Below are 25,758 nucleotides of genomic sequence, written 5' to 3'. Positions count from 1 at the left end.
CCATTGGCACGTGAAAATCAAACAACAAAAACGTTAGATGGTTAACCGAATCTAAAGATAGCAATCCAAATTGAACAACCTCAGTTTTTTGAAAAACCGAGATTTTCAGAATCGACTAATTAAGTGGATTGAGATAATCGGCCTATATCGGTTTAGACAGTACTTTTAGCATTAAAGCAGCAGAGCTTTGACTGATCTCAATGCGCTGCATCTCATCCATTCGCGTTTGATTGTAAGGCGCTTCTAGCATGTTTGGCAGCAACTTGGGAGCCTCACCATAAAGCGCTTTGTAAAACAGTATTGCGCTGAAGTAAGTTCCTAACGGGGAAGGGTGGGAATTATCATCAGCGTACAATCTAACATTATTGGATTGTTGAGCTAAATGTTGCCAATATTGCCCAACCGTTACCACTTTGGCACCTGAAGCATCACTTAGTGATTGATAAAGCGCATTGGTTTTTTCAGCCATATGTGGGATAAACTCTTCAAACTGAGCCTTAAGCGTTTTATCTTTTAAGTTAGTTACCCACGTGGGAGTGCCGTTATAAGCCCATGTATTAAAGAGTAAAGCTGTTGCGCCTTGCTGTTTTATTAAATCAACAAACTTAATGCCGTACTCCAGCGTTTTTTCTGGGTGTTCCAATGCACTACCGCTGGCATCTTGAAGCACAACATAGTCCCAGTTCTTAGACAAAATAAGTTTTTGGGCATCACCAGAGTGCCAATGTTGGTAAAGCGAGGTACCATTTTTGATCTGTGCAGCATAAGTAAGCTGCTTATTATTTGCTGTTGCGATTTTTTTTAGCACTGAAGGTAAATGGTTGGCACCAGTAAAGCTGTTACCAATAAAAAGTATGTTCGTTGTGCCTTGGGCATAGTTATTGTTGGCAAAAACAGCATTAGAGTAAATTGCTATTGCTAATAGGATTAGACGTATTACATGACTCATTGATACACCTCCTTATTTAAGAGCTTTTGGCTTTTTGAATTTGTACACAAACCTATCGGTAAGACCTTTTGTATTTGTTTGCCATACATCCTGTTGGTAATCATCATTGGGATTGGCCAAAGCACTAGAAGATTGCTCTAAGATAAAGCCGGCATTAAGTATTTCGTTTAATACAAAGGTATTCTCAATGCGATGCAGTTTTTTGGTAGTTGACCTACCTGTGCCAGGTGCAGCATTGTGATCAATCACAATAAAGTAGCCATCATCTTTAAGCTTGTTATAAATCGAAGCGAGTAGTTGCTGTCTGTTCAATTCGTCTTTGTTAACTAGGTCATGGTAGTTGAGCGCGGTAAATATTCTATCTGCCTGAACGGTCAAATCACTGAGATCAAGTTCTTGTAACTCAGTTATATTTTTAAATTTACTCAGATCTCTATCTGCGAGTTTAGCTTTGACTGCAAAGAGTTTGCCTGAGTTGTTTAGCACTCGGGCAAAAATATCTGTGTAGTAACCTCTACCTGCAATAAAATCAACCACAGTCATGTTGGGTTGTATATCAACGAGCGCAAGAATACGCTCGGGCTTTCTGTTTATATCTCGCAGCTTATCCGCTGTAGGTCTGTCATTTTGACTGAGTAAACTTGCAAAGTGATTAGCATGACTGGCAAGTGGCGAAATAAGGGCAGTCAAATAGCCCAAGGTTAAGATGGTTTTTTTCATAGTGTACTCCTGTTTAGTAACCAAGCACATTTATGACGAGTTACCTTAAGCGCCTCAATGCGTGGGTGAGTATATCTCCTTTATTATTTGATGATGATTTAATGATGTTATTTATTATCAATGAGTTAAATGCTATGTTGGCGAGCGATATTTTGGATATTAATTGGTGTAAAAATGACGGGTTTATTGCCAAATGTATTTTTTGTGGGCGACTACAAGGTAGAAAGGCTACTCAATCAAATTACGATTGGTGATGCAGTAATTGTTTTAGAGCCGCAAGTGATGGCTTTGCTGTGTTACTTTGCCAGCCATGCAGATGAAGTTTTATCCCGCCAACAAATAATGGCTGATGTTTGGTCATCGCAAGTGAGCGAAGGTGCCATCAATAGAGTGGTTGGTATTTTAAGAAAAGTACTGGCAGATAATGTAGAAGCACCCGAATACATTCAAACCGTAGCGAAGAAAGGCTATCGATTTATCGCACCAGTGCGCTTTGAATCAACAAAAGCCCATGCAACTATGAAAAACCAAGGCCTCATACTAGCGGGTCGCTCTTTAAACGCAAAATGGTTGTTATGGCTAAGTAGTGGGGTATTGCTGTTGTTTGCATTGCTCTTTTGGCGTGAAAGCCGCCATGGAGAGGCGATTAGAATCGATGCGCCAGTATTTGAACCTTTAACAAGTATTCCAGGGTTTGAGTATGATGCGTCATTATCTCACGACGAACAGTGGCTGGTTTATAGACACAGGCAAAACAGTACAGCACCTTATCATTTGTACTTAAAAAAATTAGCTACTCAGCAGACAATACAGCTTACCTTTTCTGCTTTTGATGACCGTGCGCCGTCATTTTCTCATGATAAAAGCAAAGTGGTGTTTTTTAGAAAGGGCAATGGTAAGTGTCAGCTTGATATTTTGCATCTAGACTCGCAGGCTCGCCCTATAAATACAGAAACGGTATACCAATGTGGTGCGGTTGAACACTATAGTAATGTGCAGTGGGCGCCCGATGGGCAGTCATTATATTTTACCGATAGGGAAAACAGTGCCCAGCCATATCAAATTTATCGCCTTAACCTCAATACATCAAAGCTCGATGAAGTGACCGCCAAAGAAGATAACTACTACGGAGATAATGAACTGGCATTGTCGCCAAGTGGAAAGCAGTTACTGTTTTTACGCAATAAATATTGGGGCAATAATCAGGTGTTTGTAAAAAACCTAGAGACCGGCGATGAAAAACGCATTGCGGAACTTGGTTTTTTAACTTGGAATCCAAGTTGGACGGCGGATGAGGGCTCAATTGTATTTAGTGATAATCGTATTGGAGGCAAGCTTAAGTTGTTAAATGTTGCGACTGGTGAAATTACGATGCTTTATCAATCGCCACAGGCAATCCATTACCCAGAGTTAAATGCCACAAACAACCAGATAATATACGCAACGCAAAGTGCATCGGTTGATTTATGGCAGCAAGATATCAGTGTAAACACGTTACCGAATGAGCAGACAACTAAACTCAAAATCAATTCTAGTCAGTTAGACGAACAGCCCGTGTATTCAAAAGATGGGCAATCATTACTCTTTTTGTCGAAGCGCAGTGGCGTAATGCAACTTTGGCTACACACTCAAAATGAGCTTAAAGCGATTTCGTCACTGCCCAGTGGTATACAAATAGATAGCTATGCATGGTCACCTAGCGGGTCACAGATACTTGTGGCATTGAGTGACAAACGTTTGTACCTTGTAGATATAAGTAAAGATACGGCCCAGAAAGTGCCATTGGGTGATGTGAGTGCCGCTTTTGCGAGTTTTTCACATGATGGTACCGCATTTTATTTCTCTTCAGACATGAGCGGTGATTGGCAGCTATGGCGCTATGAAATAGACAGTGGTGCGATGCGCCAGATAACTGACAAAGGAGGATATCAAAGCATCGACACAGCAAGTCACAATCAGATATTTTTTACCAAATATAGAAAGCCAGGTATTTGGCAGTTAGATATATCAACTAAGGCCGAACGATTGCTAATACCCGATGCAAATCGCGGTGATAACTTTACAGTTTGTAGTGATGATATTTATTATCTAACTCATAATCAGACGACTGATTTATGGCGATATAATCTAAAATCAGGGGAAAAAGTGCAGCTTAAAGATATGCCTACTACGGCACGATTGAAATTTGATTTAAAGAATAATTGCAAAACCTTGGTGTATTCATTTTGGGACAATGTAGAATCAGACATAGTTAAAATGAAGTTTTCTGGCTGATTTGACTGTGGCTATAAGTAGGGCTGAGCAGTTTTATTCAAATCGAAAGTGTATGGAATAGCTCTGTTGATAACAACGTCTACGGATCTGGATATAGATTTAGGGTAAATAATGGATATTAAAAATAAGATTTTAGGGCGCTATCTCGATTCAGCAAGTAATTTTAAATTCATACTTTTTATGCTGTTAATTATGTGGTTAGCACATATATTTAGTGCTTTAACTGGGATTCGATTAAGTCGGTTCGGCTTAGTGCCTTTAAGCGAGTCGCATCTTTTGGGTATAATCATTTACCCGTTTTTACACAGCGATTGGCAACATTTAATTGGTAATACCTTAGGTTTACTTATTAGTGGGTATTTGGCGAGCCAACTACCATGTTTTAAACGTGCAACCGCGGTTATTTTTATACTTACTGGTGCACTGGTTTGGCTATTTGCAAGCTATGCGAATCATATTGGGGCGTCTGGCATAGTGATGGGCTATTTTGGATTCATCATGGGCAGTGCGGTGTTTAGACGCAATATATTGAGCTTTTTGCTTGCTGCTGCTTTGCTGGCTATCACTCATTACTTTCAGATAAACCTATTTGGCACCTTGTTTTCGTTTGACGCCAGTACGAGTGTCTCAAGTCATTTGTTTGGTTTTATCAGCGGTTTTATCGCAGCATACGTTTATCGAAATAAACGGTCGTCTGTTAATAAAAATGTGACAATTTAAAAACGCACAAAAGAGTGTATGGCGGGCGAATCTAATGAGTCTTTACTGAGGTGGCTAATCGCCAAATAAAAACCCAAGTTATTAAACTTGGGTTTTTATCAATTAACATTCAATGATATTTACAGCCAATCCGCCTCGAGCGGTTTCTTTGTATTTGGTCTTCATATCATTGCCGGTGTCGAGCATGGTCTTAATTACTTTATCAAGAGATACCTTTTGCTCACCAGTACCGCGCATCGCCAAGCGAGACGCATTAATCGCTTTTACAGCGCCCATGGCATTACGCTCAATACAAGGTACTTGTACAAGTCCACCAACTGGGTCACAGGTTAGGCCAAGGTTATGCTCCATACCTATTTCTGCTGCGTTTTCGACGTTTACTACGTTACCGCCCATGATCTCGGTCAATGCACCTGCCGCCATTGAACAGGCTACGCCCACTTCGCCCTGACAGCCAACTTCAGCACCTGATATAGACGCATTTTTTTTATACAAAATACCGATTGCAGCAGCTGTAAGCAGATAGCGTGTTGCTATTTCTTCGTCTACTTCTTTGATAAAGGTGTGATAGTACATTAACACTGCCGGTAGGATACCCGCTGCACCATTCGTTGGTGCTGTCACCACACGGCCTCCTGCGGCATTTTCTTCATTCACCGCAAGTGCAAACAAATCTACCCAATCCATAGCTCGCAGTGGATCATTGCTATTTTCAACATTTAATTTTAAGTACAAGCTTGGCGCACGGCGTTTAACTTTTAAGCCTCCGGGTAAAATGCCTTCGGTACGTATACCACGCTCAATGCAAGCTTTCATTACTTGCCAAATATTGAAAAGTTCAGCTTTTATCTCTGCGGCAGATCGCAGCGTTTTTTCGTTCGCCATCATTAGCGAAGAAACACTTAAGCCAGACTCTTTACACAAGTGAAGCAGCTGTTCAGCTGTATCAAACGGAAATGGAGCTGGGTTTTGCTCACGGATATCAAGCGCCGCTTGCTTTTCTTGCTCAAACTGCTCATCAGTAACGATAAAACCACCGCCAATTGAGTAGTAGACTTGGCTATGTACTTTTTCTTTGCCACTCAGTGCAATGATCTCCATGGCATTAGAGTGCTTGGGTAGTGTTTTACGACGATGAAATACAATTGCCCCTTGCTTTGGAAACTTCACTTTGTGACTTTGATCAAGGTAGATAACTTGTTCTTGTTCGATTTTTTCTAAAATTTCAGGTACAGCATCAGCATCAATAGATTCAGGATCATAGCCCGCAAGTCCCAATATCACGGCTTTACCAGAACCGTGACCAATGCCTGTTTGTCCTAATGAGCCAAATAGCTCTACTTTTACTTCAGTTGTTTGCGATAACAAACCTTTGTCTTGTAGGTCTTTAACAAACAGTCTTGAAGCGCGCATTGGACCGACGGTATGAGACGACGAAGGGCCAATACCGATACTAAACATATCAAATGCACTAATCATATTTTTTACTCAACATTGCCTTTGAACGGGGGCACATCATAACGCTAAAACAGCACCTTGTAACCCGTTGTGCTACGAAATTGCTATGCCGTTTTGATTAATTGTATAAAGTTTTTGACTAAGCTGGCGGTAGCGCCCCAAAGTAATCCGTGCGGGGTAATAAAACCGGGTAGCTGGCGAGGTTTTCCAGCTAATTGCAGCTCGTATGTATACCAGTTTGATTCTCTGCTTAACTGTGCAATCGGTATAGTAAATGCGTGCTCAACTTCCGAGCTTTCGGTATGCCATTGGGTATGAGGTGCGAGTTTGGCAACCACCGGGAGTATGGTAAAACCCGTCAACGTAGAATGGATGCTTAACGTACCTAATGGGGTGATGTTATCTGTGCTGATCCCAAGCTCTTCTTGTGTTTCTCTGAGGGCTGTCTTAACTAAATCGGTATCTTCAGGCTCAGCCTTACCGCCAGGAAAACATAACTGAGAGGGGTGATGCTTGAGATAAGCTGCACGTTTACAAAACAGCAAAGCAGCTTGACCATGTTGTTCAATTAAAGGCATTAGCACAGCACTTGATTTTACCGATTGACGGGCAATAACGCGCGACTCGCTAGTTTGTAACGCGCTGATATGAAATCTTGTAATTACCTCATCTAATGTCACGTTTTGCTCTTAACTTACTAATATAGGTAAAATTTTATTTACCTTGTGATAGGTTTCTTGATACTCAAGCTCAGCTTTTGAGTCTGCCACGATACCGCCACCGGCCCAACAATGTATAGTGTCATTGTTGCATACTAATGTACGTATTGTGATAGATGTATCCATCCTACCACACGCGCTAAGATAACCAATAGAGCCACAATATGTGCTGCGCCTGTGAGGTTCTAGCTCTTCTATGATCTCCATGGCTCTTATTTTGGGTGCGCCTGTGATAGACCCCCCAGGAAAGGCCGCTTCAAGCTGATCTACCGCACACTTGTCATCTGCTAGCTCGCTGGTAACGGTGCTGACTAGATGATGAACGGCAGGAAAACTCTCTATGGCGAATAAACTAGGCACTTGCACAGAGCCGGGTTTGGCCACTTTACCAAGATCGTTTCTTAATAAGTCAACGATCATGACATTTTCCGCTCTGTCTTTTGCGCTATTGGCCAAGCGTTCAGCTTGCAACTGGTCTTCATTTGGTTCGACCATTCTTGGCAAGGTGCCTTTAATAGGCTTAGTCTCAACTTTGCCATTATCAACTAACAAAAAACGCTCGGGTGATACAGATAAGATGGCGCTTTGATCTAGATTCATAAACGCAGAGAATGGGGCTTTATTTTGCAAGCGTAGCTTTTTATAAGCGAGCCACGGCGAACCCTGGTAATGGGCGCTAAAACGCTGTGCCAAATTGATTTGATAACAATCACCGCTCTTTAGGTATTGTTGAATTTGCTCAAATTTTTGAGTGTACTGGTCTTGAGTCATGTTCGACGACCAATCACTTGTTAAAACAAATGGCGTATAGCCTATGCCGTCTTGATCCAAATGTGCTAGATAGCGCGTTAAACGCTGAGCATTGGGCTGAGATACGTAGTACCACTGAGCATCTTGGTTATCGTAAATAAGCGCGTCTAGGTATAACCCAACATGCATATCTGCTAAGTCAATGTCTTTGCGCGCTTGCTCGGGAAGCTGTTCAATATAGCGGCCCAAATCATAACTAAAATAGCCAAGCCAACCGCCATTAAAGGGCAGTTCATATGGTGCTTTTGCTGTTGATAATGAAGCTAAACGTTCTTTCATTATGCAAAAGCAGTTAGATGTTTGTTGAATCCCATCCAAAAAGGTCAGGCCGTTTTGAGCCGTGAGCTCGTGCACAGGCTCAATGGCAATAATATCAAAGCGACTATTTACGTGAGCCGCGTTGCATGAGTCTAATAAAATCGCGTTGGGTAAGTGTGCAAAATGCTCGAATACGACCTCTGTAGATAAAGAGAGGTCTAACTTTTTGACGTAAATTTGTTCATTTTCCATTTACTTGAACCTGAAAACTAGCCCGAAACGGGCGGGGAGGTTATCATACTTATCTATTTTTCTATAGTGACTTGGCTTGGTGCTTAAAATAGTCACTATTTTTAAGATGTATTCGTTATTAGCCTTTGGCTTAATAACCAAACTAAGGAACCGTCATGAGTATGATCCGTCAGCAAGACTTCATCGAAAGTATCGAAGATGCTTTGCAATATATCTCTTTTTATCATCCACTGGATTTTGTTCAGGCTTTAGAAAAAGCGTATCACAAAGAACAAAGCAAAGCGGCTAAAGACGCTATCGCACAGATTTTAATTAACTCGCGTATGTCAGCTGAGGGCAAACGTCCACTTTGCCAAGATACGGGTATTGTTACCTGCTTTGTTAAAGTGGGTATGGATGTTAAGTGGGACAAGACAGATCTGACGGTTCAACAAATGGTAGATGAAGGTACGCGCAGAGCATACCTCAATCCAGACAACCCACTGCGCGCGTCAATTGTTGCAGACCCAGCAGGAAGTCGTAAAAACACCAAAGACAATACGCCATCGGTAGTTCATATCGATATGGTGCCAGGCGCTGAAGTAGAAGTGATGATTGCAGCTAAAGGTGGTGGCTCTGAAAACAAAACTAAAATGGTAATGCTAAACCCCTCTGATGATGTTGCTGCTTGGGTTGAAAAAACCTTACCAACAATGGGTGCAGGTTGGTGTCCACCGGGTATGCTGGGAATAGGTATTGGTGGTACGGCTGAAAAAGCGGCGGTACTTGCTAAAGAATCACTCATGGACCCTGTGGATATTCATGAGCTAATTGAACGTGGCGCAGAAACAGCAGAAGAAAAACTACGTTTGGATATCTTTGAGCGTGCAAATAAATTAGGTATCGGTGCGCAAGGTTTAGGTGGTTTAACAACAGTTGTTGATGTAAAAATCAAAACAGCACCAACACATGCTGCGTCAAAGCCAGTCGTTATGATCCCTAACTGTGCGGCAACTCGCCACGTACACTTTACACTTGATGGTTCGGGTCCTGCAGATCTAAAAGCACCTAAACTTGAAGATTGGCCAGAAGTGACTTGGGAAGTGGGCGAAGACACCCGTCGTGTGAACCTAGACACGCTCACTAAAGCCGATGTTCAAGACTGGAAGATGGGTGAAACGGTACTTCTATCAGGCAAAATCTTAACGGGCCGCGATGCTGCGCACAAACGCCTGCAAGACATGCTCAATTCAGGTGAAGGTTTACCTGAAGGGGTAGATTTTGAGAATAAATTTATTTACTACGTGGGTCCAGTAGACGCAGTGGGCGACGAAGCGGTAGGTCCTGCCGGTCCGACCACGGCAACTCGTATGGATAAGTTTACCGATATGATGTTAGAGAATACGGGTATCGTAGGTATGATTGGTAAAGCAGAGCGAGGCCCTGCAACGGTTGAATCAATCAAAAATAACAAATCTATCTATCTGATGGCTGTGGGCGGTGCAGCTTATTTAGTAGCAAAAGCAATTAAAAAAGCGCGTGTTGTTGCTTTTGAAGATTTGGGAATGGAAGCGATTTATGAGTTTGAAGTTGAAGACATGCCAGTGACAGTGGCTGTTGACAGCACGGGGGCAAATGCCCATGAGCAAGGCCCAGCTATCTGGAAAGCGAAAATAGAAGAGCTAGACAGTAAGCTTAGATAAGCTCGTTCAGTAAAGTACAAAAAGCCGCGTATCTAATAAATACGCGGCTTTTTTGTAATTTAAATTTTACACTGTGGTAGAACTTTACGTTTACGTAAACATCCCTTGCGAAGAATTAAGATATCTTAACTATACTAGTCTACTTATAGGTTATTTAAGGGTTAAATATTCCTAATTGTGATTGTTTTTGGTTTGTTCATTTAAATTAATTGAATTTAGTAGGATGATCATCTCATTTTCTGGCATGCGCGATAAGTTAGTGATAGAGTTTTGCCAATTTCAGCGCTATCAACACCCATAGGGTGAGACATTTCGGAGAACTAAAAGTGGCTGTATTTAACCAAGTTGAATTTGATAATCATGAACAGGTCGTCTTTTGTGCAGATGAAGCATCTGGCTTAAGAGCAATTATTGCTGTGCATAACACTAAGCTAGGTCCAGCTGTTGGTGGTTGCCGTTTGTGGAACTATGCCAAAGATGAAGATGCCGTGTATGACGTGTTGCGTCTATCTAAAGGTATGACATACAAAAATGCGGTTGCACGCTTACCATTTGGTGGCGGTAAATCGGTGATCATTGGTGATGCTAAAGAAATTAAATCTGAAGCATTATTTAGAGCATTTGGTAAGCACCTAGAGCGTTTGGGTGGCAGCTACTACTCAGCAGAAGATGTAAACATCACTACAGGTGATGTGATGATAATGCACAAAGAAACCAATTATGTGCTGGGCCTTGAAGGTAAAAGTGGTAACCCTTCACCATTCACAGCGCTTGGTACATTTTTAGGGATCAAAGCTGCTTACCAGCACAAGCATGGTCATCAGGATTTAGCTGGTGTTAAAGTTGCGGTTCAAGGGTTAGGTGCGGTTGCATACGGCTTATGTAAATATTTACACGAAGCGGGTGCTGAGTTGTTTGTTACGGATATTAATCAAGCGTCTGTAGATAGAGTGGTTAATGACTTTGGTGCTACTGCGGTTGGTATTGATGAAATCTACGACTTAGACGTAGATGTTTATGCGCCTTGTGCACTTGGTGCTACTATCAACGATAATACTATCCCTCGTATCAAAGCCAATATCATCGCTGGATGTGCAAACAACCAATTAGCTGAGTCTCGTCATGGTGAGATCCTACGTGAAAAAGGCGTACTTTATGCACCTGATTACGTAATAAATGCTGGTGGTATTATTAACGTTTACTACGAAACAAAGCCAGAAGGCTACAGTGAAGCTGCTGCAACAAAACACGTTGAAGGCATTTACGATACGCTGACTGAAATCTTTGCTCGTTCTGAAAGTGAACAAAAATCCACGCACGTCATTGCCGATGAATTAGCGCAAGAGATCATTGAAAAAGGTCTTTAACGATTTTATTCGATACTAGATAGTTGAAAGGGTATGCTTGGCATACCCTTTTTTGTTCTGTTTAAGTATGAAACCAATAGATTTAAAGACGTGGCCACGCGCGCAGCACTATCATTTTTTTAAAAGTTTTGACAAGCCTCAGTTCAACATTACGACGCAATTAGACTGTTCTTCACTCTATCGCTTTGCAAAGGCAAATAAGTATTCTTTTACACTATGCTATTTATACTGTTTGTTACAAGCCGTGAATCGATATGCGCCAATGCGTTATCGTATCAAAGATGGTCAGCCTTATGAGGTGGATAAAGTCACTGCAAGCACTGTGTTTTTAAAAGACGATGAAACTTTCCGCTTTACACCTTTAGATGCAAAAGAAAATTTTGAACAGTTTTGCGCATATGCTTCTACACAAAAAGAGCTTTACCTAGAACAATCATTATTGAATGAAAAACTTGAACTAAGAGAAACGCACATAGCACAAGTATATGTGTCTATATTACCTTGGTTTAACTTCAGCAGTTTCAGTCATGCTGCTACTAAGACGAATGAATGTTCAGGCATTCCTAAGTTTGTATTTGGTCAATATCAACACAATACGGGTTTGATGCCATTAAATGTAGAAGTGCACCATGCTTTGTTAGATGGTATTCACGTTGCGCAATTTTTGACTACACTTAAACAAGCTATTTTAGAGTTAGCAAATTAAGTGGTTGAAATGTAGGCAAATGAAAGTTTTTTTGGCAGTGATGCAAAAATAGCAATTATTTTTCGGTTATAAATTTAATTTATGATTGTATTCATAAGGTTAAGGCTCACAATTGCAAAATTAAAGAGACTATTACATTGCGCTCTTGTGTTGTAATTAAATGTAAACATTGTGATTTAACTGCTTTATTATCAACGGCTATAAGAGGAGTTAAAAAAAAACCATGTTAATTTTTTGTTTTATATCGAGTTTATTTTTTTAAAACTGGAAAATTTGTTTTGCAAGTGAAGTTGACACAGCGACTTGCATTTAGCATTATTGGACAGTTGATATCTGTTAAAAGATATCAGGGTTGCTCCCTAGCGGGGTGATAAAATTATAAAAGTAACATTACTTAATTGGTTGGGAACTATGTCTGTTAAAATCAGAAAGAGTCTTGTAGCTACTGCGCTTTTAGGCGCAACAGCATTTGCAAGCAGCAATGTGATTGCAGATCCTTTGAACGACGTACAAAACGTAGGTCAACAAACTCAAAAGGCTGCTAAAAAGTCTCAAGAAAAAATCGACAACATTTTTGGTCAAACGCAAGAAATGATCGGCGAGTACCGCAGTGTTGTTGACGAAACTGAACTACTCAAAGTTTATAACGACCACGTAGCCCGTTTGGTCGCTGACCAAAGAGCTGGCATTGAGTCATTTGATCGTCAGATCGGAACAATTGAAAAGACAAAACAGGACGTTGTGCCTTTGATGTATCGCATGATCGATACGCTTGAGCAATTCATCAAAGCGGACGTTCCGTTTGAGACTGAAACACGTATGGGTCGCGTAGAGAAGCTACGTGAACTACTTTCAAATTCTAAAGTAACTACTTCAGAAAAATTCCGCCAAGTACTTGAAGCGTACACAATTGAAACTGACTACAGTTCAGTTATGGCTGCGTCTCAAGGTTCTCTAGAAATCAATGGTAAAAACATCAACGTTGATTTTGCACGTCTTGGTCGCGTTGCTTATGTTGCTCAGTCATTTGACTTAAAGCACGCATGGGTTTGGAACAATACTGCTAAACAGTGGGATGAGCTTAGTGAAGAATACCTTAAGCCTGTAAAAGACATGATCCGTATCGCACGTGGTCAGGCTGCCCCAGATCTAGTTGCATTACCAATCTTTGGCGCGGAGTAAGTGAAAATGAAGAAACTATTTAAAGGCTTTGCAGTAGCCGCTGCACTATCTGTTTCTGCAGGTGCCGCGCTAAATGCACACGCAAATACAGAAGCTCTTGATAAAATCCTACAAGAAGTGAAGCAAAACCGCATTTCTGAAGGTAAAATCAATAAGCAACGTGAGCAAGAGTTCCTTTCTTCTCGCGCAAATCAGCAATCTTTACTTAATAAAGCAAAGAGCGAACTTGCTGCTGAAAAAGCACGTGGTGAGCGTTTGAACAAAGAGTTCAAACAAAATGAAATCACACTTGCTGAAAAAGAAGTTGAACTAGCTAACGCTACAGGTACTTTAGGTGAGATGTTCGGTGTTGTACGTCGTTCAGCATCAGAAGCTATCGGTTCTATCGAAGCATCACTAGTATCTGCTGAAAAACCAGGACGCGCTGAAGTTTTACGTTCTCTTGCAGCTGCTAAAGAACTACCAACTACTCGTGAGCTAGAAGAACTTTGGATTGCATTCCAAACTGAAATGACTGAGTCAGCTAAAGTATCTACTTTTGAAGCTCAAGTTGCTGAACTTAGCGGTGAAACTAACGTTAAGCAAGTTACTCGTGTTGGTAACTTCAACTTAGTAACTAAAGACGGCTACGTTCTTTATGATGCAGCTAACAAAGCAATCACGCCACTTGGTAAACAACCAGATGGTTACGTATTAAAAACGGTTGACTCGCTACTAAGCACTTCTGCGGGTACATACACTAAGTTTTACGTTGACCCAACGCGTGGTTCAATCTTACGTTTGAACACTCAACGCGCTACTGTTGAAGAACGTTGGCACCAAGGTGACACAGTTGGTTACATCATTACTGCATTGTTAGCAGTAGGTGCATTGCTTGCTCTTGTTCGTTTCTTAGACCTAATGATGGTTAGTGCGAAAATCAAGGCGCAAATCAAAAACATCAACACGCCTAATACAAACAACCCGCTTGGTCGTATCTTGAAAGTTTATCACGATAACAAAAACCAAGACGTTGAAAACCTAGAGCTTAAACTTGATGAAGCGATTTTACGTGAAACACCACGTATCGAAACAGGTATCAACATAATCAAGATCTTGGCTGCAATTGCACCTCTACTAGGTCTATTAGGTACGGTTGTTGGTATGATCCTAACTTTCGAATCAATCACTCTATTTGGTACTGGTGATCCGAAGATCATGGCAGGTAACATCTCTCTAGCGCTAGTTACAACTGCTCTAGGTCTGATTGCTGCTCTACCTCTAATCCTATTACACGCTATCGTTTCAGGTCGTAGTAAAGCTGTTTTACACATCCTTGACGAGCAAAGTGCAGGTATCGTTGCTGCACACGCGGAGAAGGAGAAAGCCTAATGCTAGTCCTGATGGAGACCTGGGAATCTATCAGGGATTTTGTTGGCACAGGCGGCCAAGTTTTATACGTGGTCGCGATAGCACTCTTTATTATGTGGTTTTTAATGATTGAGCGCTATTGGTTCCTACTAGCTGAGTATCCAAAAATGAAGGCGGATATCGTAGCTAAGTGGGACGCCCGCCAAGACACAACGTCTTGGTACGCACACAGAATCCGCGATGCATGGATTTCTGAAGCGTCTGAGAAATTAGATGAGCGTATGTTGATTATCAAAACATTGGTTGCAATGTGTCCACTAATCGGCTTACTAGGTACGGTGACAGGTATGATTTCGGTTTTCGAAACCATGGCTACACAAGGTACTGGTAATGCACGTTTGATGGCATCAGGCATCTCAATGGCGACGATACCAACAATGGCAGGAATGGTTGCGGCACTGTCAGGTGTATTCTTTAGTACTCGCCTTGAAGCAAGAGCGAAAATGGCTAAAGAACAGTTGATTGACAGCTTGCCACATCACTAGAGAGAGATATTAATATGGCACGTAAACAACGTTTTCGTGAAGAGGAAGAAGCAGCAGTAGATATGACGCCGATGCTAGACATCGTATTCATCATGCTGATCTTCTTCATCGTTACCACTTCTTTCGTGAAAGAAGCTGGTATTGAAGTTAAGAAGCCAAAGGCAGCTCAAGCTCAACAAACTAAGAATGCTAACGTCTTCATCGCTATTCGTGAGAATGGTGAGGTTTGGATGGACAAGCGTCAAGTAGATGTAGAGCGTGTTAGTGCAAACCTTGAGAGCATCCTTGCTGAACAACCTACTGAAACCGTAATTATCCAAGCGGATAAAGGTGCGAAACACGGTGTGGTTGTACAAGTAATGGACCAAATCAAGGCCACTAGCGATAACTTGAAGATTTCAATAGCTGGAGCTAAGTAATGATTCGTTTTCTGTTTTCACTGATTGCAGGTGGGGCAGTTACTTTCGGCTTGTTCTTTTTTATGTCTTATCTTATCTCTGGCGGAGCTGATAGGGCTGATGAGAAAAAAGAACAGATTGTTGTCGAAATTATGACGAATCCACCTGAATCTGAGGTGCAGGAGCGGAAGCGAGTTCCGCCACCGCCACCACCTCCTCCGAAGCAGCCGCCTAAGCCGCAGCCGCCTCAGCCTGAAAATGCAAACCCTGCGGCAGGTGCAATTGGTTTTAATATGCCAAGCATCGATCTGGGGGGAACTGCAGGTGGTCTGAGTGGCCCTGGCGATTTTGGCCGCGACGGTGACGCTACACCTATCGTACGTATTGAACCTAAGTATCCGGTTCAAGCAGCGCGTGATGGTAAAGAGGGTTGGGTACAGCTTTCGTTTACTATCAATGAGCTAGGTGAAGTTGAAGATGTAGAAGTAATTGACGCTGAACCAAAGCGTATTTTTGACCGTGAAGCAATTCGTGCATTACGTAAGTGGAAATATCGCCCTAAGATTGTTGATGGTAAGCCAGAAAAACAACCGGGTATCACCGTTCAGTTAGACTTTAAACTCAATCAAGACTAAGGAGGCAAGAAATGAAGCATTTAAATAAAGCAACAGCTCTTGCGCTACTTTTGTCTTTGTCAGGTACTGTATACACTACAGCTGCAGTAGCAGCACCAGACTATGCCAAGATTGAAGAACGTAAGAACGCCAAAACCAAAATCATGGGTGAGCGTACTGGTAAAAAGGTAGTTAAAGCTTTTGACCTGTACAACGAAGACAAAATCGATGAAGCAATTGCTGAATTGAAAGAACTTGACCCATCAAATGATTTTGATAAAGCGACGGTAAACCGTTACTTAGGTAATATGTACGCGCAAAAAGAGCAATACGATGAAGCGATAAAATATATTCGCGCAGCGATTGCTCCAGATGCTCTTAACTTTAAAGATCAAGCTGACTTGTTTAAGTTACTTGGTGACTTGTTAATCGGGACAAGCAAGTTCCAAGAAGCGATTAAAACGTATAACGACTGGATGGACTTCACTGGTGAAGAAGATCCAAAAGTATATGCTCGAGTCGCTCAAGCTTATTACGAGCTTAAGCAGTATAGCAAAGTTGTAGAGCCTGCTGATAAAGCGATTAAGTTAGAAGCTGAACCTAACAAGCAATACCATATGCTTAAAATAGGTGCATTCTTTGAGCTTAAAAAGTACAAAGACGCAGTAAAAGTTGCTGAAATATTAGTGAAGTTGTTCCCAGAAGATCCAAAAATGTGGACGCAACTGGGCTCTTTCTACATGCAGACTGAAGATTATTCTGATGGTTTGACTGTAATGGAAGTAGCGTATCGCAAGGGCTATTTCGATAAAGAGAACCACTATAAAATTCTGAGCAGCTATTATTCTTTGAACGAAATTCCGTATAAAGCGGCAGTTGTTTTTGAAAAAGCACTGAAAGACGGAAAAGTTGAACGCACTAAGCAAAATGTGACTGCAACAGCAAGTTACTACCACCAAGCTAAACATTTAGTCGAAGCGGCTAAATACTATGAAGAAGCTGCAAAGTTTGATAACGATGCAGAGCTTTATAGAAAGGCTGGTAGCCTACTGTTAACGGAGCAAAAGTTCAGTGCTGCGGTTGAACGCTTAAACAAAGCGTTAGAACTTGGAACAGATAAAGAGGGTAGTACTTACTCTGATTTAGCTGAAGCTTACTTATATCAAGAAAAGTATAAGCAAGCGTATCAAGCAATCGTTAAAGCTCAAGAAGATCCAAGAACACGCAAATTTGCACGTGGTTGGGCAACGTTTATTAAAGACAAAGCTCAACGCAAAGGCGTTAAGATCTAACGAAAAAGCCCCGCAAGGGGCTTTTTTATTACCAATAGTATTTTCAAAATATGCAAGTTTACCCCAAAAAAGTATTCAAGTTTTTAATTGTCATAGCTGCTTTAGTGCATTTAACTGGCTGTGAAAAAGCGCCTGTGCCAGAAGTCATTAGCTACCAATCGGCACAGCAGGCACTGCAAGAAATCAATCAAGCGCTCGCGCCTAATCAGATAGAGCGAACTTTAACTGTTTTGCCTTTTACGGATGAATATCTAGACAGAAGGCACGTTATTTATCAATCACTGGACAAACAAGCACTTGATAAAGGGCAGTTAGACGAACTGAACTATCTAATGATTCAAGAGCGATATCCAGAGCGATATATCATGTGGCCAGCAAGCGTAAACGTTTTAAAAAATGCGCTAGCAAAAGGTTTCAATGAAGGCGACATCAATAACTGGTTTTTGCATGTAATAGCCAAGTTAGAAGAAGCCAAAGAGAGTAAAATATATTTGTCTCGTATTGAGTTATCTCGCCTGAAAAGCTATCTATCAGAGCAAGATAAGGGCAATGAGTTAACCTCATATTTAGATAAATATAAGCCCAGAAGTGGTATCGGTCTTTATCAGCTGCCAAATGGCAGAGAATGGTATCAGAGCAAGCTTAACTTCTACTATACAGAGGCTTTATCGCCTAGCAGTTTACTTACTCAAGTACAGCACCGTTTGGCTGATAAGTTTATTAATGCTCAAAAAAGTGCCGAGCATTTAAGCGATGAAAACTTAAATTATGCGCTGAGTGTGCTCAAAACGCATTGCCAAGAGCTAAAGCCTGGGCTTAACTGGCAAGATGCCTATGTAAACTTACCAGCTACACTAGCTAGCTGTCAGTTAAGTTTAACAGCGCAGGAACAAGCGCTTATGCTTGCCTTAATGGAAGTTGATTTAGGCGTTCATTATCAAGGTTGGTCTTTAAAGCAAGCCACCGTGACGCTGCAATCAAGGTTAGAGCTGACAGACCAACAAGCGTATTCGTTAATCGAAGGAGTTGCTTTACATCCCGCCAGCGTATTAACCTTTTTGCCAAAAATTTAGGCTTGGTGAGACTTTTCACAGCAATTGTGGCATCGCTGTATCGTAGGATCGGCTGTTAAGTCTTTAATATCTAACTGCGTTTCGCAGTCACAGCAATAGCCAAATTGACCAATGTCGATTTGGCAAAGTGCTGCTTCTAGCTGCAACAGCCTTTGAAAATCAGGGTATTGTTGTGGATTTATATGTTTAGCTGCAATATCCAACCACTCGGAAGGCGAACTTTGCTCTAACAACTCAGCAAGCTCACCAGCAAATTTTTGGCTAGATTGTTTCAACTCGTTTAGAAGTGCTTGTCGAACTGAGAGTAGCTCGCACTCTAATCGGTCTTGAAAGTTTCTTGTTTGTTCTGAATTCATAGTCGCTCTCCTGTGAGCTTCTATTATCATCAGCTTTATAAATAGTTATCATGATTTGAATCAAGTGTCGGACACTTTGCGTATTTCTCAAGCACAGTAACTACATCTTCTTTATATTTGAGGGTTTTTATTTCATCAAATAAAAGGTGGGCTTGTGGGTATTGGCGTTTTAGATAGCCTAACCATTGTTTAGTACGAGCTGAAAAGTACTTTTCACTCACATTTGGGTCTTGATGCATGGAAGAGTGCAAAATGTGGTATATCACATTTTCCCAACTAAGCGTTTGGTGATGTGTGTTATGAAATTTTGCTTTTATTTTTGCCGCTAGATCTGGCATGGCAAGCGCACCACGGCCTATCATTAAATCTTGGCAACCACTTCTTTGCTGGCATAAAAAAGCATCTTCAACTTGCCAGATCTCTCCGTTAGCAACCACAGGAATACTAAGGCGAGATAGCAATGGTGGGATTTTTTCCCAATATGCAGGGGGCTTGTAGCCATCGCGTTTAGTCCTTGCATGAATAGCTAAACTTGATGCGCCTGCGCTTTGTACTGCGTCAACGATTTCAGTGCTGTTACTATCATCATCAAAACCTAAGCGAATTTTAGCGCTGACCACATGCTCCTGCGGCACCGCCTCTCTCACAGCTTTAATGATTTGGTAAATTTGCTCAGGCTCTTTTAGCAAAACCGCGCCACCTTTACTCTTATTGACGGTTTTTGCGGGGCAGCCGAAGTTTAAATCAACGCCATGGGAGCCTAGCATCACGGCTTTTCTTGCATTGGCGGCAAGTACGTGCGGTACTTGACCGAGTAATTGAATTCTAACGGGGGTTCCCGAGCGTGTTTTTCCGTTATTCAGCAGCTCAGGGCAATACCTTGTGAAAACTCGCCTTGGCAAGGTTAAATCTACAACACGGATAAATTCGGTTACACACAGGTCGAAGCCACCAATGTCAGTGAGCAATTGGCGCATTTTAAAATCTACAACGCCTTCCATTGGGGCTAATACTAGTTTCATACTGCTTAATAGTGAGTGCAAAGGGCGGTCATTTTAAACGAGCAACAAACAATTGCTAAGTGTAAATTTGCTTTTTTTAACTTTATGGTGAAATATTTTTAGTTCACATTAGGTCTTGTTCAAAGAATCATTTATTTCAAAAAAGAGAATCAGTCATGAATACAATCAAAAAGAATTCTATTGCTTTAACCTTAGGCGCTGTTGTTATTGGTACAGCTGGATTAACTGCGACAGAAGCCAATGCAAACCCTTTTGCTTTTGAAGCGATGACTGCTGGATACCAGCTAGATGGTGCTGAAGGTAGCGAGCACAAAGGTGAAAAGGAAGGTAAGTGCGGCGAAGAACATAAAGGCAAGAAAGAAGGTAAGTGCGGAGAAGGCAAATGCGGTGGCGAGCACAAAGGTAAAAAAGAAGGTAAGTGCGGCGAAGGCAAATGCGGTGGCGAGCACAAAGGTAAAAAAGAAGGTAAGTGCGGCGAAGGCAAATGTGGTGGCGAGCACAAAGGTAAAAAAGAAGGTAAGTGCGGCGAAGGCAAATGCGGCGGCGACAAAAAAGCTGAAAAAGAAGGCAAGTGTGGCGAAGGTAAATGTGGTGGCGACAAAAAAGCTAAAAAAGAAGGTAAGTGTGGTTCTCACTAATCGCCAAGTTGTATGACAAATAGAGCAACTTCGGTTGCTCTTATTTTTGAGGTAACAATGCAAACGAGTAAACTTGGTAGTGTTGGTTTAGGTTTTAGACGTGAGATGCTAGATGATTTTCTAATAGCACCACCACAAAGTGCCCATTTTTTTGAAGTAGCACCTGAAAACTGGTTAAAAATGGGAGGCAAATACGGGCGTCAATTTAAGCAGCTCACTGAGCAGTACGCTTTTATCTGCCATGGGCTATCTCTGTCGTTAGGCTCTCCAGCGCCTTTAGATGTGGCATTTGTAAAGTCGTTAAAGGCATTCTTTAAAGAGCATAATATTTTACTTTATAGTGAACATCTTAGTTATTGCTCTGGTGAGGGGCACATGTATGACCTTATGCCAATCCCGTTCACTGAAGAAGCCGTAACGCATGTTGCAAAGAGAATTAGCCAAGTACAGGATATTTTAGAGCGGCGTATTGCCGTTGAGAACGTATCTTACTATGCCGCTCCTGGACAGGAAATGTCTGAACAAGCATTTACGTTGGCAGTGTTAGAGCAAGCCGACTGTGATTTACTTTTAGACGTCAATAATATTTACGTAAACAGCATTAATCACGGTTATGATGCCGAAGAATTTTTAAAAGCGATGCCATCTGAGCGTATTGCCTACGGGCACGTTGCAGGCCACTATGAAGAGGCTGCAGACTTATTAGTCGATACTCATGGCGCGCCAGTGTGTGACCCTGTTTGGCAGTTGTTAGCAAAGGCTTATCAATATCATGGTGTTTTTCCAACGCTGTTAGAAAGAGACTTTAATATCCCCAGTATGGCTGATTTACACAATGAGTTGCAGCATATTGCAAGGATACAAAAGCAGCAGCAACAGCATCAAAAAGGGGTTGCCTAATGTCTTTTATTGATGTGCAAAATGCGTTTATGGCCCACATTAGAGATCCGCAAAACGTTGCTGGCCCAAGCGATATAGAAGACCGACGTCTTAATATTTATCGTGAGTTGTTTTTTAATAACGTTGAAGGGTTTGTGTCTTCGGCGTTTCCAGTTTTAAAAAGTTTGTATGATGAAGAAGATTGGCAGCTGCTTGTGCGTCAATTTTTTAGTACTCATCATTGCCAAACGCCTTACTTTTTAGAAATAAGCCAAGAGTTTTTACAGTTTTTGCAGTTTGAGTATGAGCTAACCCCAGAAGATCCATGTTTTATACTGGAGCTGGCGCATTACGAATGGGTTGAGCTAGATGTTGCGGTATGCCAAAGCAGCGACGATTATGTGCTAGTTGACGATTTAAGCACGCAACCGCTGTTTTTTAAAGACACAGCACGAAACCTCAGTTACCAGTTTCCTGTGCATCAAATCAGCCGTGAGTTTTTACCTACCCAGCCAAGCGAGCAGCCTCATTATTTTGTTGTGTACAGAGATACCCAAGAGGAAGTGGCGTTTTTGTCTTCTAACCCGATGACCGCCATGCTACTGCAAATTATTGAACAAACCCCGGGCATTTATTTTGCTGATTTAACGGCTCAAATACATCAACAATTACCACAATTTGAGCTTGCTCAATTGCAAGCTGGAGCCAAACAAACCCTTGCTGCCTTTGTTGAGTTGGGGATTGTTGCGAGTAAAAATAGCGAATAGGTCTTTATCCATTTAGGCATATCGATTATTATGTGCGCCGTTTTGTCGTGCTTAAATTAAGGTAGTATTATGTCTAAAGGTGAATTTAAAGACCCGTTCAATGCAACATACTTTATTGCATTTCTTGCTGTATTTGCTGGCATTGGGTGTTTAAACGCGATTCTTGGTTGGGCAACAGCGATTGCATAACAAGAATTGAAAAGGCTGCATTTGCGGCCTTTTTTGTACGTTTATAAAGCACTTCAATCGAGTTTAGTAGAGAATCCCGCCTCATAGCGTTCCATGTTTGGTCAATCTTGTTATAATCATTTTTTTGAAAATATATTTAACAAAGCGTGCCAAAATGACACAAGTTAATTCGTCTATGATTAAAGACAGTATTGTTACTATTCCAAACTACCCTAAGCCGGGTATTATGTTTCGTGATGTAACAACGCTAATGGCAAACCCAGCAGCGTTTCAAGCGACGGTAGATAGTTTTGTCGCAGCATACAAAGACAAAGGTTTTACGAAAATTATTGGTACTGAGTCTCGTGGTTTTATTTTCGGTGCTCCTTTATCGTATGCCTTAGGTATTCCATTTATTCCTGTACGTAAGCCGGGTAAGTTACCGCGTGAAGTTATTTCGCAGTCTTATCAACTTGAGTATGGCGAAGACATTTTAGAACTACACGCTGATGCCATTGTTGAAGGCGACAAAGTGTTACTAGTAGATGATTTACTAGCAACCGGTGGCACGATTGAAGCAACAGCTAAATTGGTTGCACGCCTTGGTGGTAACGCAACAGATGCCGCATTTGTTGTTTCGTTACCAGAGCTTGGTGGTGAAAAACGCGTGACGGATATGGGCATTAAGGTGCTTAAACTCGTAGAGTTCGAAGGCGAATAATATGAGCTATCAAGTCCTAGCTAGAAAGTGGCGTCCACAAACTTTTCATCAGTTAGTAGGGCAGCAACATGTTAAACAGGCGCTAGTAAACGCGCTTAACGAACAAAGGCTGCATCACGCTTACTTATTTACTGGGACTCGGGGCGTTGGTAAAACAACCATCGCCCGTATTTTTGCAAAAAGCCTTAATTGCGATCAAGGGATCACCTCAAACCCTTGTGGTACGTGTAGTAGTTGCCAAGATATTGAAGCGGGCAAGTTTATTGACCTGATTGAAATTGATGCGGCATCGCGTACCAAAGTAGAAGATACCCGTGAAATTTTAGATAACGTGCAATACGCCCCAACACGTGGCCGTTACAAAGTGTACCTGATAGATGAGGTGCATATGTTATCTAAACACAGTTTTAACGCACTGCTTAAAACACTTGAAGAACCCCCGCTGCACGTTAAGTTTTTATTAGCCACCACAGATCCACAAAAATTACCTGTTACCATTTTATCTCGCTGTTTGCAGTTTAATCTTAATGCCATGTCTCAGCATGACATCATTAGTCAGCTAGCGGATATTTTGCCCAAAGAACAGGTAAAGTTTGAAGAGCCTGCATTGCAAGCACTGGCCAAAGCCGCTGATGGCAGTATGCGAGACGCGCTAAGCTTAACCGATCAAGCAATTGCGCAAACAAATGGCGATTTAACCTTAGTTGCAGTACAGCAAATGCTTGGTTTAATGGACAACGCACATGCTGTAACTCTGCTCTCGGCCATTATCTGTCAGGATGCGCAAACTCTGTTGCAAGCGGTTGATAATATCGCCAAGCAAAATGGCAACTTTGTTAGTGTGATAGATGACTTGATAGCGCTTACCCATGCCATGCAATTGGCGCAGTTAGTGCCACAAGCTGCAAGGCTCAGTGATTTTGACCCACAAGATGTGATGGTACTAGCGCAGCAAATTGGTCCTGAAAAAGTGCAGCTTTACTATCAGCTGTTACTCAATGGCAAACGCGATTTACAGTGGGCGCCTGAGCAAAAGCTGGGCTTTGAAATGCTGATGCTACGTTTGTTGGCGTTTGAAAAAACCAACATACAAAGTGCACCGGTTGAATCAAGCCATGAAGAAGAGCCCAAAGCGAACAGAGTGGGTAATTTACGTGCGCTTTTGAATAAGTCGAATGAAGCACCAGTGCAACAAGTTGCACCGCCGGCGCAACAGGCGGTACAACAGACGGTACAGCCAACAGCGGCCCAAGATGTGGCCGATAGTCAGGCAATAACAAAAGACATGCCTGTTGCCCAGACAGCGCAAGCGCCGATGAACAATGCCGATGCTGCTCAAGGCGAGCAGTATCAAGGCAGCCTTGAAGGCGATATGTACGACGGCGAGTATGGGCAGCATCAAGAATACGCTGCGCAGTATGAACAAGTCATGGCGCAAGCCAGCGACCTTGGTTTTACGCCTCAAGAGCAAGTACAAAGTAACCCAACTGAGGTGCAACCGCCTGCAGCGAGCCAAGCGCCACAACCCGAAGCGGTATCTAGCAACATTGCCGATAAAGAGCTGCAAGCTCAATCTGCCATCGCGCGGATTTTACAAAATAGGCAAATATCTGGCGCGGGAAAACTACGCCAAGGGCAGGGTGATGAGGTAAAAAAGCCTCAGGCGCAACAAGCGCCAACAAACCAAACGACAACGGCACTTCCTAAAAAGAAAGTTGCCTTTACTGAGCGCCATAAGCCCAATGAGGCAAACCTAGCACCAGAGCTGCTAGAGCAGATAGCACCGCCAACCAGCAACAAATCGGTTGAGCCGCAAGCGCCTAGCATTCCAGTGCCAGATGATTTTAGTAGCCCGATCAGCGATATTAAGTTTGCCCACCAGCAAGACGAATGGGCGCACTTAATTAAGCGGATGGGGCTTGGTGGTAGAATGCGCCAATTTGCCCTGCATTCTATTTTTACCAAAGACGGTCACACGTTTAATTTAGAAGTAGATCAAAGCCAACAGCACTTAGACAGCCCAATGCTTAGGCAAAAGCTAACGGCATCGCTTAGTGAAATATACAGCTACGACGTGCAGTTACAGGTGAGCTTTGCCCCCGGGGTGATAGACTCACCGTATTTAATCCAACAAAAAATTGATGCCGACCGTTACCAACAAGCTGTTGATGTGATCAATCAAGATCCAAACATTGTACAGTTTGTAAAAGAATTTGACGCAACGGTCGATGAAAATACAGTACAGGCATTGTAATCAAGTACAATAGCCCTTATCTTTTAGCCCAATTGAATTGATGTAAGAGAGCATATTATGTTTAAAGGTGGAATGGGTAACATGATGAAGCAAGCGCAGCAAATGCAAGAGCGCATGCAAAAAGCCCAAGAAGACATTAAAAACTTAGAAGTAACAGGCGAATCTGGCGCAGGCTTAGTAAAAGTAACCATGCTAGGTAGCCACAACGTACGTCGTGTTGAAATTGACGAAAGCCTAATGGAAGACGACAAAGACATGATTGAAGACCTACTAGCTGCAGCGGTTAACGACGCAGTACGCCGCGTTGCTGAAGAGTCTGAAAAGAAAATGGCAGCCATCACCGGCGGTATGCAACTACCACCTGGCTTCAAAATGCCATTCTAAGAGTTAGATAAAATGATTTTAAAAATAGCGCCTGATGGCGCTATTTTTTTGGCAAGCTAATTTTAATAGGCGTTTTTGAATAGACCCTGTAACTAAATCTGTGTAACTGCCTATTATTAATCCCTATAAAGGGTTTAGGATAGGCAATGATGAATAAAAAAGAACTGGAAGCGTTTGCCAAGCAAGCTGCTAAATCAATT

Annotated in this window: 25 protein-coding genes; 18 read left to right on the top strand and 7 right to left on the bottom strand. The window is 42.0% G+C overall.

Features of this window, described 5'->3' with window-relative positions; translation table 11 throughout:
* Positions 1-142: 142 nt before the first annotated feature.
* Together HC733_RS18605 and HC733_RS18600 are read right to left on the bottom strand one after the other, a co-directional pair.
* Positions 143-949 carry a DUF4886 domain-containing protein gene (locus HC733_RS18605; protein WP_190366506.1) on the bottom strand — a complete coding sequence of 269 codons (807 nt, stop codon included), beginning with the start codon at positions 947-949 and terminating at the stop codon, positions 143-145.
* Positions 950-961: 12 nt separating this feature from the next.
* Positions 962-1,669, bottom strand: a complete 708-nt coding sequence (locus HC733_RS18600; protein WP_190366505.1) for a class I SAM-dependent methyltransferase — start codon at positions 1,667-1,669, stop codon at positions 962-964.
* A 174-nt stretch (positions 1,670-1,843) separates the two neighbouring features.
* Here HC733_RS18600 and HC733_RS18595 point away from each other — a divergent pair, with 174 nt between their 5' ends.
* On the top strand, positions 1,844-3,943 hold the full coding sequence (locus HC733_RS18595; protein ID WP_190366504.1) for a winged helix-turn-helix domain-containing protein: 2,100 nt from the start codon (positions 1,844-1,846) through the stop codon (positions 3,941-3,943).
* A gap of 111 nt (positions 3,944-4,054) precedes the next feature.
* Positions 4,055-4,663, top strand: coding sequence for a rhomboid family intramembrane serine protease (locus HC733_RS18590; RefSeq protein WP_190366503.1), 609 nt, complete (start codon positions 4,055-4,057; stop codon positions 4,661-4,663).
* A 102-nt stretch (positions 4,664-4,765) separates the two neighbouring features.
* On the opposite strand, the gene HC733_RS18585 is transcribed toward HC733_RS18590, so the two are convergent.
* From HC733_RS18585 to pabB, 3 genes are all read right to left on the bottom strand, one after another.
* Positions 4,766-6,142, bottom strand: a complete 1,377-nt coding sequence (locus tag HC733_RS18585; RefSeq protein WP_190366502.1) for an L-serine ammonia-lyase — start codon at positions 6,140-6,142, stop codon at positions 4,766-4,768.
* Positions 6,143-6,225: 83 nt separating this feature from the next.
* Positions 6,226-6,801, bottom strand: coding sequence for an NUDIX domain-containing protein (locus tag HC733_RS18580; RefSeq protein WP_190366501.1), 576 nt, complete (start codon positions 6,799-6,801; stop codon positions 6,226-6,228).
* Positions 6,802-6,810: 9 nt separating this feature from the next.
* Entirely contained in the window at positions 6,811-8,160 is a 1,350-nt protein-coding gene (gene pabB, locus HC733_RS18575; protein WP_190366500.1) for an aminodeoxychorismate synthase component I, read from the bottom strand.
* A 155-nt stretch (positions 8,161-8,315) separates the two neighbouring features.
* Here pabB and HC733_RS18570 point away from each other — a divergent pair, with 155 nt between their 5' ends.
* From HC733_RS18570 to HC733_RS18525, 10 genes are all read left to right on the top strand, one after another.
* Positions 8,316-9,842 (top strand): fumarate hydratase, encoded by a 1,527-nt coding sequence (locus HC733_RS18570; protein WP_190366499.1) that lies wholly within the window; start codon positions 8,316-8,318, stop codon positions 9,840-9,842.
* Positions 9,843-10,168: 326 nt separating this feature from the next.
* On the top strand, positions 10,169-11,209 hold the full coding sequence (locus HC733_RS18565) for a Glu/Leu/Phe/Val dehydrogenase (protein WP_190366498.1): 1,041 nt from the start codon (positions 10,169-10,171) through the stop codon (positions 11,207-11,209).
* 67 nt (positions 11,210-11,276) lie between these two features.
* Positions 11,277-11,915: a CatA-like O-acetyltransferase gene (locus HC733_RS18560; protein WP_190366497.1), complete on the top strand. Its 639-nt coding sequence runs from the start codon at positions 11,277-11,279 to the stop codon at positions 11,913-11,915.
* Positions 11,916-12,326: 411 nt separating this feature from the next.
* Entirely contained in the window at positions 12,327-13,097 is a 771-nt protein-coding gene (locus tag HC733_RS18555) for a DUF3450 domain-containing protein (RefSeq protein WP_190366496.1), read from the top strand.
* 6 nt (positions 13,098-13,103) lie between these two features.
* Positions 13,104-14,468, top strand: coding sequence for a MotA/TolQ/ExbB proton channel family protein (locus tag HC733_RS18550; protein WP_190366495.1), 1,365 nt, complete (start codon positions 13,104-13,106; stop codon positions 14,466-14,468).
* On the top strand, positions 14,468-14,992 hold the full coding sequence (locus tag HC733_RS18545) for a MotA/TolQ/ExbB proton channel family protein (RefSeq protein WP_190366494.1): 525 nt from the start codon (positions 14,468-14,470) through the stop codon (positions 14,990-14,992). The genes HC733_RS18550 and HC733_RS18545 overlap by 1 nt, the downstream gene beginning before the upstream one ends.
* 14 nt (positions 14,993-15,006) lie before the next feature.
* Positions 15,007-15,411 carry an ExbD/TolR family protein gene (locus tag HC733_RS18540; protein ID WP_190366493.1) on the top strand — a complete coding sequence of 135 codons (405 nt, stop codon included), beginning with the start codon at positions 15,007-15,009 and terminating at the stop codon, positions 15,409-15,411.
* On the top strand, positions 15,411-16,025 hold the full coding sequence (locus HC733_RS18535) for an energy transducer TonB (protein ID WP_190366492.1): 615 nt from the start codon (positions 15,411-15,413) through the stop codon (positions 16,023-16,025). The genes HC733_RS18540 and HC733_RS18535 overlap by 1 nt, the downstream gene beginning before the upstream one ends.
* Before the next feature lie 11 nt (positions 16,026-16,036).
* The gene (locus tag HC733_RS18530; protein ID WP_190366491.1) at positions 16,037-17,296 is read left to right on the top strand and encodes a tetratricopeptide repeat protein; all 1,260 of its coding nucleotides are present in this window, start codon (positions 16,037-16,039) and stop codon (positions 17,294-17,296) included.
* A 50-nt stretch (positions 17,297-17,346) separates the two neighbouring features.
* Complete coding sequence (locus HC733_RS18525; RefSeq protein ID WP_190366490.1) at positions 17,347-18,369, top strand: hypothetical protein; 1,023 nt, start codon at positions 17,347-17,349, stop codon at positions 18,367-18,369.
* Here the strand turns inward: HC733_RS18525 and HC733_RS18520 are convergent.
* Together HC733_RS18520 and HC733_RS18515 are read right to left on the bottom strand one after the other, a co-directional pair.
* Positions 18,366-18,725, bottom strand: a complete 360-nt coding sequence (locus HC733_RS18520) for a conjugal transfer protein TraR (RefSeq protein WP_190366489.1) — start codon at positions 18,723-18,725, stop codon at positions 18,366-18,368. The two genes, HC733_RS18525 and HC733_RS18520, sit on opposite strands and share 4 nt — an antisense overlap.
* Positions 18,726-18,760: 35 nt before the next feature.
* The gene (locus HC733_RS18515) at positions 18,761-19,747 is read right to left on the bottom strand and encodes a tRNA-dihydrouridine synthase (RefSeq protein ID WP_190366488.1); all 987 of its coding nucleotides are present in this window, start codon (positions 19,745-19,747) and stop codon (positions 18,761-18,763) included.
* Between the two features lie 155 nt (positions 19,748-19,902).
* On the opposite strand from HC733_RS18515, the gene HC733_RS18510 reads away from it, so the two are divergent.
* The 6 genes from HC733_RS18510 to HC733_RS18485 all read left to right on the top strand — a co-directional run bounded on the left by HC733_RS18510 (position 19,903) and on the right by HC733_RS18485 (position 25,558).
* Entirely contained in the window at positions 19,903-20,385 is a 483-nt protein-coding gene (locus tag HC733_RS18510; protein WP_190366487.1) for an HvfA family oxazolone/thioamide-modified RiPP metallophore, read from the top strand.
* Between the two features lie 57 nt (positions 20,386-20,442).
* Complete coding sequence (locus HC733_RS18505) at positions 20,443-21,285, top strand: HvfB family MNIO-type RiPP peptide maturase (protein ID WP_190366486.1); 843 nt, start codon at positions 20,443-20,445, stop codon at positions 21,283-21,285.
* Positions 21,285-22,031: an HvfC family RiPP maturation protein gene (locus HC733_RS18500; RefSeq protein ID WP_190366485.1), complete on the top strand. Its 747-nt coding sequence runs from the start codon at positions 21,285-21,287 to the stop codon at positions 22,029-22,031. The genes HC733_RS18505 and HC733_RS18500 overlap by 1 nt, the downstream gene beginning before the upstream one ends.
* 343 nt (positions 22,032-22,374) lie before the next feature.
* Positions 22,375-22,920 carry an adenine phosphoribosyltransferase gene (gene apt / locus HC733_RS18495; protein ID WP_190366484.1) on the top strand — a complete coding sequence of 182 codons (546 nt, stop codon included), beginning with the start codon at positions 22,375-22,377 and terminating at the stop codon, positions 22,918-22,920.
* Between the two features lies 1 nt (position 22,921).
* A complete protein-coding gene (gene dnaX, locus HC733_RS18490) occupies positions 22,922-25,174 on the top strand; it encodes a DNA polymerase III subunit gamma/tau (RefSeq protein ID WP_190366483.1) in 2,253 nt (750 codons plus the stop codon).
* A 57-nt stretch (positions 25,175-25,231) separates the two neighbouring features.
* Entirely contained in the window at positions 25,232-25,558 is a 327-nt protein-coding gene (locus HC733_RS18485; protein WP_190366482.1) for a YbaB/EbfC family nucleoid-associated protein, read from the top strand.
* The last annotated feature ends 200 nt before the right edge of the window (positions 25,559-25,758 follow it).

Origin of the sequence: Pseudoalteromonas sp. S16_S37, from assembly GCF_014694405.1 — a bacterium.
GTDB lineage: Bacteria > Pseudomonadota > Gammaproteobacteria > Enterobacterales > Alteromonadaceae > Pseudoalteromonas.
This window is presented reverse-complemented; position numbering and strand designations above follow the sequence as displayed.